The 12505-nt window shown below is 68.6% G+C and carries 8 protein-coding genes; 1 reads left to right on the top strand and 7 read right to left on the bottom strand.

The window, feature by feature from the left end; translation table 11 throughout:
* Positions 1-14: 14 nt before the first annotated feature.
* From secA to hpf, 3 genes are all read right to left on the bottom strand, one after another.
* The gene (secA, locus tag ACFWN2_RS33130) at positions 15-2966 is read right to left on the bottom strand and encodes a preprotein translocase subunit SecA (protein WP_382434189.1); all 2952 of its coding nucleotides are present in this window, start codon (positions 2964-2966) and stop codon (positions 15-17) included.
* A gap of 311 nt (positions 2967-3277) precedes the next feature.
* The gene (locus tag ACFWN2_RS33125; RefSeq protein ID WP_382434321.1) at positions 3278-4486 is read right to left on the bottom strand and encodes an RNA-guided endonuclease InsQ/TnpB family protein; all 1209 of its coding nucleotides are present in this window, start codon (positions 4484-4486) and stop codon (positions 3278-3280) included.
* Between the two features lie 148 nt (positions 4487-4634).
* Entirely contained in the window at positions 4635-5300 is a 666-nt protein-coding gene (gene hpf, locus ACFWN2_RS33120) for a ribosome hibernation-promoting factor, HPF/YfiA family (protein WP_382434187.1), read from the bottom strand.
* Positions 5301-6291: 991 nt separating this feature from the next.
* Between hpf and ACFWN2_RS33115 the strand changes: the two genes are divergently transcribed.
* Positions 6292-6924, top strand: a complete 633-nt coding sequence (locus ACFWN2_RS33115; protein ID WP_382434185.1) for a ComF family protein — start codon at positions 6292-6294, stop codon at positions 6922-6924.
* Positions 6925-7244: 320 nt separating this feature from the next.
* On the opposite strand, the gene ACFWN2_RS33110 is transcribed toward ACFWN2_RS33115, so the two are convergent.
* The 4 genes from ACFWN2_RS33110 to ACFWN2_RS33095 all read right to left on the bottom strand — a co-directional run bounded on the left by ACFWN2_RS33110 (position 7245) and on the right by ACFWN2_RS33095 (position 12458).
* On the bottom strand, positions 7245-8987 hold the full coding sequence (locus ACFWN2_RS33110) for an LpqB family beta-propeller domain-containing protein (RefSeq protein WP_382434184.1): 1743 nt from the start codon (positions 8985-8987) through the stop codon (positions 7245-7247).
* Complete coding sequence (gene mtrB / locus ACFWN2_RS33105) at positions 8984-10753, bottom strand: MtrAB system histidine kinase MtrB (RefSeq protein ID WP_382434183.1); 1770 nt, start codon at positions 10751-10753, stop codon at positions 8984-8986. The genes ACFWN2_RS33110 and mtrB overlap by 4 nt, the downstream gene beginning before the upstream one ends.
* A gap of 10 nt (positions 10754-10763) precedes the next feature.
* Positions 10764-11441, bottom strand: coding sequence for an MtrAB system response regulator MtrA (mtrA, locus tag ACFWN2_RS33100; RefSeq protein WP_030471262.1), 678 nt, complete (start codon positions 11439-11441; stop codon positions 10764-10766).
* A 186-nt stretch (positions 11442-11627) separates the two neighbouring features.
* Positions 11628-12458, bottom strand: coding sequence for an SAM-dependent methyltransferase (locus ACFWN2_RS33095; protein WP_382434182.1), 831 nt, complete (start codon positions 12456-12458; stop codon positions 11628-11630).
* Positions 12459-12505 lie beyond the last annotated feature (47 nt).

Here is a 12505-nt window from a genome sequence, read left to right as displayed (position 1 = left end):
GGTGGTGGTGCGGGTCAGCGGTTGTTCTTGTTGCGGTTGTTCTTCGCCGCCTGGCGAGCGGCCTCGCGGCGCTCCTTGCGGGTGCCGCCCTGCTGGCCCGCCGCGCCGCCGGACTCGCCGTGCTCGTCCACGCCGCCGTCCTCGGCCGGGCCGCTGTAGCTCAGGTTCTGCTGGCCGGGAGCACCGAGGCCCTTGCCGCGCAGGGCGGGCGGGATGGTGTTGCCGGTGGCCAGCTGGGCCATGGCCGGGCCCGCGGGGGCCTGGGGCTGCTGCTGGGCCTGCTGCTGGGCGGCCGCCGCGGCACGGGCACGGGCGCGCGCACCGCTTCCGCCGCCGTTGCCCGAGACCTGCGGGAGGGGCTGCGGGGCCGCGCCCACGGCCACGGGGACCTCGGGCTGGGCCGGCTCGGGTTCCGCCGCCTCCACCTGGAGGTTGAAGAGGAAGCCGACGGTCTCCTCGCGCAACGCGTCGAGCATCGCGTTGAACATCTCGAAGCCCTCGCGCTGGTACTCGATGAGGGGGTCGCGCTGCGCCATCGCGCGCAGGCCGATGCCCTCCTTCAAGTAGTCCATCTCGTACAGGTGCTCGCGCCACTTGCGGTCCAGCACGGACAGCAGGACGCGGCGCTCCAGCTCGCGCATCGCGCCTTCGCCGACGCGGCCCTCGATGTCGGCCTCGCGGTCGCGGTAGGCCTTCATCGCGTCCTCGACGAGGAGCTCGCGCAGGTACTCGCGGGTGACGTCCTCATCGGACTCGAGGATCTGCTTCGGGTCCAGCGAGACCGGGTAGAGCGTCTTGAGCGCGGTCCAGAGCTTGTCGAAGTCCCAGTCCTCGGCGTAGCCGTCGGCCGAGGCGCCGTTCACGTACTCCTCGACGACGCTCACGATCATGTGCTCGACCTGGTCGCGCAGGTCCTCACCCGCGAGAACGCGGTGGCGCTCGGCGTAGATCACCGTGCGCTGGCGGTTCATGACCTCGTCGTACTTGAGGACGTTCTTGCGGATCTCGAAGTTCTGCTGCTCGACCTGGGTCTGCGCGCTGCGGATGGCGCGGGTGACCATCTTGTGCTCGATCGGCACGTCGTCCGGCACGTTCAGGCGCGTCATGACCATCTCGACCATGGACGCGTTGAAGCGGCGCATCAGCTCGTCCTGCAGGGACAGGTAGAAGCGCGACTCACCGGGGTCGCCCTGACGGCCGGTGCGGCCGCGGAGCTGGTTGTCGATGCGGCGCGACTCGTGGCGCTCGGTGCCGAGCACGTAGAGACCGCCGGCCTCGCGGACCTCGTCGGCCTCGGCCTTGCCCAGGGTCGTCAGTTCCTCGACGACCTTCGCCCACTCGGCCTCGTACTCCTCCGGCGTCTCCACCGGGTCGAGGCCGCGGTCGCGCAGCTCGTGGTCGGCGATGATGTCCGGGTTGCCGCCCAGCACGATGTCGGTACCGCGACCGGCCATGTTCGTCGCGACCGTGACGGCACCCTTGCGGCCAGCCTTCGCGATGATCAGCGCCTCGCGGTCGTGGTGCTTCGCGTTCAGCACCTCGTGCGGGATTCCCCTGCGCACCAACAGCTTCGACAGGTACTCGGAGCGCTCGACGCTCGTCGTGCCGATCAGGACCGGCTGGCCGTTCTCGTGCTTCTCGGCGATGTCGTCCGCGACGGCGTCGAACTTCGCCTCCTCGCTCTTGTAGACGAGGTCGGGCTGGTCCTTGCGCTGCGGCGGGCGGTTCGTCGGGATCGGGACGACGCCCAGCTTGTAGGTCTGGTGGAACTCGGCCGCCTCGGTCTCGGCGGTACCGGTCATGCCGCCGAGCTTCTCGTACAGGCGGAAGTAGTTCTGCAGCGTGATCGTGGCGAGGGTCTGGTTCTCCGCCTTGATCTCGACGTTCTCCTTGGCCTCGATGGCCTGGTGCATGCCCTCGTTGTAGCGGCGACCGGAGAGCACACGACCCGTGAACTCGTCGACGATCATGACTTCACCGTTGCGGAGGATGTAGTCCTTGTCGCGGTTGTAGAGCTCCTTCGCCTTGAGGGCGTTGTTCAGGTAGCCCACCAACGGCGTGTTGGCCGCCTCGTACAGGTTGTCGATGCCGAGCTGGTCCTCGATGAACTCCACACCGAGCTCGGTGACGGCGACCGTGCGCTTCTTCTCGTCGTACTGGTAGTGGAACGACTTCGACTTCTCCTCGATGACCTCGATGCGGTCCTTCTGGGAGAGCTGGGTGACGTCGATGCCGCGCATGCGGGGCGCCAGGCGCGCGAACTCCGTGTACCAGCGAGCGGACTGCTCGGCAGGGCCGGAGATGATCAGCGGCGTGCGGGCCTCGTCGATCAGGATCGAGTCGACCTCGTCGACGATCGCGAAGAAGTGGCCGCGCTGCACGCACTCGTCCAGGCTCCACGCCATGTTGTCGCGCAGGTAGTCGAAGCCGAACTCGTTGTTCGTGCCGTAGGTGACGTCCGAGTTGTACGAGACGCGACGCTGCTCCGGCGTCATCTCGGAGAGGATCGCGCCGACGGTGAGGCCGAGGAAGCGGTGGACGCGGCCCATCCAGTCCGCGTCGCGCTTGGCCAGGTAGTCGTTCGTGGTGATGACGTGGACGCCCTGGCCCGCGATCGCGTTGAGGTAGACCGGCATGACCGAGGTCAGCGTCTTGCCCTCACCGGTGCGCATCTCGGAGATCTGGCCGAGGTGGAGCGCCGCTCCACCCATCATCTGCACGTCGTAGGGCCGCTGGCCCAGGGTGCGCTTCGCGGCCTCGCGGGCCACGGCGAACGCCTCGGGGAGCAGTTCGTCGAGCGTCTCGCCCTCGGCGTAGCGCTTCTTGAACTCCTCGGTCTTGCCGCGCAACTCGGCGTCGGAGAGGTCCACCACCTCGTCTTCCAGGTGGTTGATGTGCTGTGCGATGTTGCGGAGGCGCTTGAGCATCTTGCCCTCGCCGGAGCGGAGCAGTCGGGACAGCACCATCTGGATAGACCTCATCACCTGTATCGCGGCGCGCCCGGTCGGACGCCTTTCCCCTGCCCATCGTAGGCAAGTCGCCAAGATGTGTGCACGGACACAGGCGGATTGGCACGCCCGACCTGGTATGCGCAGGTCAGGTGCCGATTCTGCGATCTTCCCGAACCACCTGTCGCCGGTGCCCCCACCACGGCTACTGCTGTGGAGAACGCATGAGGACCGCGTAAAGGTTCCTGGGCCGGCGGATTTCACCTTGACGTTGACTTCTCCCTACCCCGAAAGGCGGAGATTCCCAGCCGCCTCGTGGCGGAGAGCGCTCAAGCGCTGTGCCTCGCGGCACGGACTTCCTGCTTCGTCGCCGACAGCGGCAGGGAGGACCCTCGCCGTCTGACATCAGCTCCACAGGCATCGTCCGAGGCACCCCGGACCACGGCTAGACCAGCCGCAATGATGTTCTTCGCCGCATTGACGTCCCGGTCGTGCCGGGTGCGGCAGCCCGAACACGTCCAGTGCCGGGTGGACAGAGCGAGTTCCGCCAACCGCTGCCCACAGGTCGAGCAGGTCTTGCTCGACGGGAACCAGCGGTCGATCACCACGAGCGTGCGACCGGCACGGTCGCACTTGTACTCCAACTGCCGCCGGAACTCACCCCAGCTCGCGTCTGAGATCGCGCGAGCGAGGTGGCGGTTGCGGACCATTCCCGCGATGTTGAGATCTTCGATCGCGATCACCTGTGCTGACCGCACCAACCGCGTGGTGGTGCGGTGCAGAAAGTCACGCCGTGCGTTGCGGACCTTGCGGTGAGCACGAGCGACCTTGCCCTTGGCCTTGCGCCGATTCCGGCTTCCCGGCTGGCAGCGCGCGAGCCGCCGCTGGTAGCGGGCCAGGTTCCGCGCTTTGCGAACCAGATGCCGCGGATTGGCGATCCGCTCGCCGTCGCTGGTCACCAGGAAGTGGGTCAAGCCAAGATCTACACCGATAGCACCGGTAGTGGGCGCGGCAGGGGCGGGTCCCGAGGTGTCGACAGCGAACGTCACGAACCAGCGACCGTCGGGATCACGGGAGACCACGACCATCGTTGGGCTCAACGTCGCCAGAACGGCCTTGTCGAACGACCACACGAACCTCAGCGGGTCGCTGGTCTTGGCGAGAGTCAGCTCTCCTTCGCGTACTCGAAACGCTGAACGCGTGAAGTGCGCGCTCTGACGACTCGTTCGCGACTTGAACCTCGGATACCGCGCACGTCCAGCGAAGAAGTTGCGAAACGCCGTGTGCTGGTGGCGGAGCGCCTGCTGCAACGGAACAGACGACACCTCGGACAGGAACCCGAGCTCCTCAGACCGCTTCCAGCCGGTCAACGCGGCGTCTGTGTCGCGATACGACGTACGGACGCTTTCGGCGCGGTAGCGGTGCGTCCGCTCGGCCAGAGTCCTGTTCCACACCAGACGTACGCACCCGAACGTGCGGTTGAGCAGCTCAACCTGGTCGGGAGTCGGGTAAGCCCGACATTTGTACGCCGTTCGCACACCCCCAACGTAGCCGTGTTCGGCAGGCCCAAAGGGGCCCTCAATCCGCGAGGAACAAGGTCCACACCGCGGCGGTAAACGCACGCCGCCGCCCCGCACGCGAGGGGTGCGGGGCGGCGGCGGTCGGAGGAACGTGGGTTCGCGCGGGTCAGGCCAGCCTGATCACGCCGTAGTCGAATCCCTTCCGGCGGTAGACGACACTGGGGCGCCCGCATTCGGTGTCGGCGAACAGGTAGAAGTCGTGTCCGACCAGTTCCATCTCGTAGAGGGCCTGGTCGACGGTCATCGGTTTGGCGGCGTGCTCCTTCTCGCGTACGACGCGTCCGGGCAACTTGTCTTCGAGGCCCTCTTCCCAACGCTGCGCGGGCACTTCCGCCATGCCCTCGTAGTCGGCCTCGGGGGCGTCGAGCACCGCGGTCTTCGCGCGGCGCGACGTCATGCTTTCGCCGGCGGACTGCTCAGCCAGTCCGCTTGTCGCTTCGGCCACCGAGATCGGGGCGCGGGCCCCGTGGTGGACGCGCCTGCGGTCGTGAGACCGACGCAGACGGTTCTCGAGCTTCGCGACCGCAGAATCGAGCGCGGCGTAGAAGTCACCCGCGCAGGCTTCGGAACGGACCACGGGTCCACGTCCCTTGCCGGTGATTTCGACCCGCTGGCAGTTCTTCGACTGCCTGCGGTTCGGCTCGTGGAAAAGTTCCACGTCGTAGCGGATGACCTTGCGGTCGTAGCGCTCAAGCCGGGCCAGCTTTTCGGCGACGTGCACCCTGTAGTGATCGGGCACCTCGACGTTGCGGCCCTTGACGACGATGTCCATACACGACCTCCCTCGCTTTGCTGCGAGCTATGGCTGGACTGCATTTAAAGCGCCGTGGCGATCTTGGATCGCGGATGTGTCGCAGAGGGTCGTCTCCCTCAGCTCTCACGGCGCCAGGGTCATGGGCTGTTCGCCTCCTCCCCGAGGGCCGGGAACGCTGATAGCGGTGCACGTTAGCTTGGGATTCACCGTCGCGTAAGCCCCCTTGACGGGGGAACGACGAGTTTTTTTGGTGACTACGCAGCGCGACGACTGCGTGTTGTCAGACGTTTCCCGAGCGTGTCCCGAACCAAACCCCACAACCCCTCGCTCACCCGAACGGCGCAGCTCCGAGCCGACACTCGACGGCAGCTGCACTGCGTCGAACGGCTCCGGTCGCGACCTCATACCCAGCCAACGGGCGACCCGCGCGTCATGTTCCCGAAACCCGGAAGAGATCGATTCCGAACCACTCAGTGGACGCGAGTAGCACTTCTTCGCACCGAAGAGAGGGGCCCGGATGCCCGATCACGACCCAGTCACGCCCGGCTGAACGGCGGATTTCGCCCAATGCCGGACAAGGCAGTCGATCACCATCGAGGCGGGACCTACGGACATTCCCACTAATAACCGCTGGTCAGCTCGATACGTGAATAATCGTTAACTACAAGGGGATGCCGGAGACACGCCCGCGAGTCACCCCAGGAGGTGATCGCGGCGGGGTGAGCGGCCTTGATCAACGCGTTCGCGTGCGGACGTTCCAGTTCTGAAACGCCGCCTCAACAGACGTTGGGACGAACGGGGCGAAACGAGTTACAAGATCGTGGAGCGTCGTCACAGAACTCGCGCTCAACAGGGCGTTCTCGTGTGCCGAAGACCCCTCGGAGATCGACAACGACACCAGAACTTCACTCTTGTGGGCGGTGCCGAAAGACCCCGCAGGGCCCCTTCCCGAAGACCGGGCCGCTCCGACCCCGATTTTCTGTCAGACCTCGCCGCCATCCTGGTCCACATGACAGCCCTCGACATGCTCGTCCCCGCCACCTGCTCCGGCTGCGGCCGCGCTGGCACCGACTGCTGCGCGGCGTGCCTGGACGAGTTCGGCCCGCCCACACGCCTCCAGGTGCCCGGTGTGGGGCCGCCAGTGTGGACGCTGGCCGCCTATCACGGCCCGGCAAGGGAACTGGTGCTCTCCTTCAAGGAACGAGGCGCACGAGCCCTTGCAGCGTGGTTCGGCGCCCTCGTCGCAGCCGCACTGGTCGCGGTCGGCCCTCCACCGTGGACGCTCGTCCCCGCACCGTCCCGCCGCAGCGCCGCACGGGACCGCGGCGGCGACCACATGCTCCGCATCGCGCGGGAGGTGGGCATCGCGGCCGTCGCCCCGGTGCTGCGGCTCGCGCCGGGCGTGGCCGACTCGGTGGGGCTGACGGCCGTCGCGCGCCAGCGGAACCTGGAGGGGCGGGTGGAGGTGTGCGGTCCTGCGCCGCCGGGGACCACGGTGCTGGGGACCACCGTGCTGCTGGACGACGTGGTCACGACCGGGGCCACTGCGTCGGCCTGCGTGCGCGCCTTACGTCAGGCCGGGGTGCGCACGAACGCGGTGCTGGTGCTGACTTCGGCTCGGCCGCACCGGCCTGGGCAGTAGGGCGGCGGCCTGCGTGGTGAAGCGGCGCGGAGGTTCCGCCCTCGGCCGCGCAGAGATCACGCACCTGCCACCGCAGACGCCGTCGCATCGTCCCGGTACCCGCCACGTCGGCCCCGCACCACCGACACGTCGCGGCCTCCGGCCTCACCCGCCCAAGCCGTCACCGACACGTCCCAGCCTCCGACCTCAGCCGGCGCACGCCGTCACCGAGGCCACTCAGCAACGGTCCTGGCGGCGTCCACACGTCCCGGCCGGCCCACACATCCCGGCCGCCGACACGTCCCAGCCGCCCACACGTCCCAGCCCACCCAGGCCGTGCGTCAGCCTGGGTAGAACACCAGCGCGTTCGAAGGCACCCGGATCGCGCTCGACCGCCACACGTCCGTGATGTCCGAAGCCGACCAGAGCCCCGAGGAGTCGATCACCTGCACCTGGCGCGCCGCGGCCGCCGCCACCGATCCCACCGGCACGGTGAGGTTCGACTGGCTGTAGCGGTCGATCCGGTAGCCGTCGGTGTAGACCTTCGTCACCGGCCACGAGGGCAGCGAGGAGGAGACCGCCAGCACGTCCTGCGACAGCCAGTCGATCGACTGCACGGTCGAGCCCAGGATCGTCGGCTGCAGCTGCCTCGGTGAGCGCAGTGCCACGTCCTGGTTGTTGCGGACCACCGACGCGATGTAGAGCTTGCCGGAGATCACCATGGCGGCACGGGTGCCGTCGCGGGAGAGGCGCAGCTCGCTGATCGCGCCGAAGTCCTTGAGGTCGGTGACGTTGACGGCCTTCGCGGTCCAGCTGCCGTTGTCGGAGCGGGTCACGCGGGCCACCGACGTGCCGTTGACGGCCGTCCAGACCTCGGTGGCCGGCTCCTTCGGGCCGCTGGAGAGCAGCCACGTCGGTCTCGTCAGCGTGGTCGCGCTCAGGTCCACTTCGGACAGGTCCTGCTCCAGCTCGCCGATGCGCAGCCTCATCGCGCCGGGCGAGCGGGACACCACGGCCAGCCGGGAGCCGTCGAGGGACTGCGCCGCCGACGCCGCGCTGTACGCGCCGGTGCCCGCGGGGCCCTTGATCGGGTTGCCGTCGGCCAGCGATCGGACCGACCCGTCCACCACGAGCATTCCCTGGAGGTTCGCATTCAGCGCCAGCAACGCCTCACCCGCGGTCGCCGACACGTCGGACGGCCGGTAGTCCCGTTGGTCCGGCAGGATCTGCTGGCCGTCGACGAGCACGCGCACTCGCGACGAAGTGACGCCCTGGTACGACTTCACGATCTGGGCCACGATCTGCTTGCGCTTCTCGGGCGTCATGTCCTTGCCCACGTTGGTGAGGTTCACCTCCAACGCGCCGTCGTCGGCCTCCAGCGTGTCCGAGAACTTCTGGGTCTCCGGGCCGAGCGAGCTCACCAGCGTGTCGCGCACGGCGTCACCGGGGCCCGCGATCATCAGCTCGGTGACGCGGGTCGGGATGCTCGTCGCCGGCGGGACCACGACGTAGCGCGGATCCGGCACCAGCACGGTGAACTCGGGGTTGTAGAAGTACAACGTCACCCGGCGGTACGTGGTGTTGAACAGGTTCAGCGGCATGTGCACGCCCGCGGGCGGCGTGGAGATGCGCCACTGGTTCTCGCTGTTGCGCTCGACCTTCACCGGGACGTCGAGCTTGCCCAGCTGCGACACGAACGCGTTGTCGCTGCCCAGCCTGCCGACGTAGTTGCCCTGCAGCTGGATGGTCTGCGCCTTGTCCTGCGTCAGCAGCGAGGTCGGCACGGGCACGGTCGAGAAGCCGCTCTCGATGATCGTGGGGTTCTTGCTGTCCCAGTTCTTGCTGGCCTCCGGCGTCAGGAACGCGCGGGCGGCCGCGTAGTCGCCGTCCGGGCTCGCCGTCGCCTCGATGAAGTCGCGCACGAGCGTGAGCGGGTCGATGTTCGGGCGCGGCTCGGGCGCGTCCGGCATGTTGGACGACTTGTTGTCCTTGGACCCGATCGGTTTCGGCTGGGTGTTCGTCGGGATCGCGGCGCACCCGGACAGGGTCACGAGGACGAGCACCAACCACGCCAGCCGTTTCACCGCACTTCCTCCGAAACCTCGTCCGACTTCGTGCCTGCCTTGTCGGCGGGAGTCCCGTCGACGGGCTCGGCGGGCTGCCAGGTGATCTCCTCCGGCCGCAGCTCGATCTCGCCCGGCTCCTCCTCGACGATCGGCTCCTCGACCACCGCGACGGGTTCGAGCTCCAGAGCGGGCGCCAGCGGCAGCGGGCTCTCGCGCAGCTCCTCACCGTGTCTGCGCGGCAACGTCAACCGGAACACGGCACCGTGGCCGGGCTCGCCCCACGCCTCCAGCCAGCCTCCGTGCAGACGGGCGTCCTCCAGCGAGATCGACAGACCGAGGCCGGTGCCGCCGGTGCGGCGGTTGCGCGACGGGTCGGCACGCCAGAAGCGGCTGAACACCAGGTCGGCCTCGCCCTTGCGCAGACCGACGCCGTGGTCCCGCACGGTGATCGCGACGGCGTCGTCGTTGCCGCGCATGGTGAGTTCGACCGGCTGGCCCTCGCCGTGGTCGATGGCGTTCGCGAGCAGGTTGCGCAGAATCCGTTCCACGCGGCGGGAATCGAGCTCGGCGACGAGCTCGGCGTCGGGCAGGTCCAGCACGACGGGCGAGTTGGCGGAGGTCGAGATCGCACGCACGGAGTCGTGCGCGCGGCGCGCCAGGACGCGGATGTCGACCTGGTCCGCTGTCAGCTCCTCGACACCGGCGTCCAGGCGGGAGATCTCCAGCAGGTCGCCCAGCAGCGACTCGAACCTGTCGAGCTCGTCCACCAGCAGCTCGGTGGACCGCGCGAGCCCCGCGGGGAACTGTTCACGCGAGGCGTGCAGGACGTCCGCGGCCATGCGCACGGTCGTCAACGGCGTGCGCAGCTCGTGCGAGACGTCGGAGGTGAACCGGCGCTGCAGCTGGCCGAACTCCTCCAGCTGCTTGAACTGCGCCTGGATCGACTCGGCCATCTCGTTGAACGACTCGGCGAGGCGCGCCACGTCGTCCTCGCCGACGACGTGCATGCGTTCGTGCAGGACGCCGTCCGCGAACCGCTCCGCGACCTCGGCTGCCTGGCGCACCGGCCGCACCACCTGGCGCGTCACGAGGTTCGCGATCAGCGCGAGCAGCACCAGCAGCACGATGCCGCCGACAGCGAGCGTGGACTGCACGACCTCGGCGGTGCGCTGCTCCGCGGTCAGCGGGAAGATCAGGTACAGCTGCATCGAGCGCGCGGACGTGCTGATCGGCAGCCCCACCACGAACAACGTCGTCGGCGTGTTGTCGCGCTGCACGGTGTGGATCTGCGTGCCGGAGCCGCCGTCCTCGACCATCTCGCGCAGACCGCGCGGCACGTCGTCGAGCTTGCCGACCGACGGCACCCGCCCGACGCCAGCGGTGCCCAGCCCGTCGGCCAGCACCGGTTCGAACGCGCCGGCGCCCGCCGTCGTGGCGTCGGCGCCGTTGCCGCCGACGGCGAGCTTGTTGATCGCGCTGGTGAACCGCGTCTGGACGCTGTCCGGGCCGGGGTTCAGACCGACCAGGTCGGTCTGGATCAGGCTGCGCGAGGCCAGCGCCTGGCGCACCGCGGCCTCGTCCTTGGTGCTCAGCAGCTGGTTGGTGATCTGCATCTGCAGCACCATGCCCAGCACGAAGACCACGGCCGACGAGAGCGCGAGCGTGGACACGACGACGCGCAACTGCAGCGAACGACGCCAGAGGTCACCAAACGCGGCCCATCGCCTGCGCGCCTCCTCCACGAGGAAATGCGCCTTGGCGACGGCCGGCCGTACGAACTTCATACGCCACCTGTCACGGAGGGCCGGCCTTGTACCCGACACCGCGGACAGTCAACACCACCTCGGGGTGTTCCGGGTCCCGTTCGACCTTCGAACGCAACCGCTGCACGTGGACGTTCACCAGGCGGGTGTCGGCGGCGTGGCGGTAACCCCACACCTGCTCGAGCAGCACCTCGCGGGTGAACACCTGGCGCGGCTTGCGGGCGAGCGCGACGAGGAGGTCGAACTCCAGCGGCGTGAGCTGGATCGGCCTGCCCTCGCGCAGGACCTCGTGGCCGGGGACGTCGATCGTGAGGTCGCCGATCTGCAGCACCTCGGACGGCTCGGCCTCGGTGCGCCGCAGGCGCGCCCGGATGCGAGCCACGAGCTCCTTGGGCTTGAACGGCTTGACCACGTAGTCGTCCGCACCGGACTCGAGGCCCAGCACCACGTCGACCGTGTCGCTCTTCGCGGTGAGCATCACGATCGGCACGCCCGACTCGGACCTGATCGCCTTGCAGACGTCGATGCCGTTCATCCCCGGCAACATCAGGTCGAGCAGCACGAGGTCGGGCTTGAGCTCGCGCAGCGCGGGCAGGGCACGGGCACCGTCGGCGACCACCGCGGTGTCGAAGCCCTCCCCGCGCAACACGATCGTCAGCATCTCCGCCAGGGCGGGGTCGTCATCGACGACGAGCACGCGTGCCTTCATACCCAACATCGTTGCACTGCCGGTCGGGCGTTCGCGCACCGCCCACGCTCCGTTGCTGCTGGTGGCGATGTGCGCTCGTTCGGTAACCGGCCGGAACTGTCGTTCCACGTACCCCACCTCGCCCCGTTCGACCTGCTCGTCGCGGGAGTAACCGCGCGAGCGCCACCATTCGTTACCAGGGCGTTCTCAGGTCGTGCGGACGGCGGAGGCCAGCCAGATGCGCGCGTCACCCACCTTCAGCGGGTCGGTGATCGCGGGCACCGCGCGCTCGTGCTTCGCGGCGAGATCAACCTGGTGGGTGACCTCGGCGTCCCAGCCGTAGCCGTCGAGCCATTCGACCGGGTCCTCCACGTCGGACTGCCAGCGGGCGTCCAGCGCGTCGAACCGCTGGTGCACCGCCTTCATCTGCGGCAGGTCCCGGAAGGCGCGGTTGACGTGTTCGAGCGCGAGCGTGCTGCCACGGGCGGAGAGAGCGCTCACCCAGTACAGGACCTGCTCGCCCGCGTCCGGCGGCAGGAACATGAAGAGGCCCTCCAGCAACCACGCCGTGGGCCTCTTCGGGTCGAACCCCGCGCGGATCAGCGCTGTCGCCCAGTCGTCGCGCAGGTCGCACGGGACGACGACGCGGTCGCAGGCGGGCACGGCGTGCCGGTCCCGCAGAGCGTCCTCCTTGAACTCGAGCAGCTCGGGCAGGTCGAGCTCGAAGAGTCTTGTGCCCGGCGGCCACTGGAGCCGGAAGGCTCTTGTGTCGAGGCCCGCCGCCATGACCACCACCTGGGGGTGGGCGGCGGCGAGCAGCTCGTCGTCGAAGTACCGGGTGCGCAGGACGAAGTGGTCACCCGCGAGGGTGCGCACGCCGTTCAGGTCGCTCGCGGAGCCGGCGGCCTCCACGAGGCCTGCGGCGAGGGGGTCGTCGAAGAGGGGCTGCGGATGAGCTTGCTCGTTGGCACGGGCGGCAGCGATCAGGACCGCCGTACGGGCGACACCGACCGGAGGACGCTGCAGAACACGCTTCAAATTCAATTCTCCTATCACTCACAGTGACATCCGGACACTCGATCGTG

It is taken from the genome of Lentzea sp. NPDC058436 (assembly GCF_042721515.1).
Taxonomy (GTDB): Bacteria; Actinomycetota; Actinomycetes; order Mycobacteriales; family Pseudonocardiaceae; genus Lentzea.
The sequence above is the reverse complement of the archived record's forward strand: the minus strand, read 5'-3'. Positions and strand labels throughout refer to the sequence as shown.

Bases quoted from the DNA above. Each gene is read 5' to 3' on its own strand.
- ACFWN2_RS33115 (WP_382434185.1), top strand. From the start codon at position 6,292: ATGACAGCCCTCGACATGCTCGTCCCCGCCACCTGCTCCGGCTGCGGC.
- secA (WP_382434189.1), bottom strand. From the start codon at position 2,966: ATGGTGCTGTCCCGACTGCTCCGCTCCGGCGAGGGCAAGATGCTCAAG.
- mtrB (WP_382434183.1), bottom strand. From the start codon at position 10,753: ATGAAGTTCGTACGGCCGGCCGTCGCCAAGGCGCATTTCCTCGTGGAG.
- mtrA (WP_030471262.1), bottom strand. From the start codon at position 11,441: ATGAAGGCACGCGTGCTCGTCGTCGATGACGACCCCGCCCTGGCGGAG.
- hpf (WP_382434187.1), bottom strand. From the start codon at position 5,300: ATGGACATCGTCGTCAAGGGCCGCAACGTCGAGGTGCCCGATCACTAC.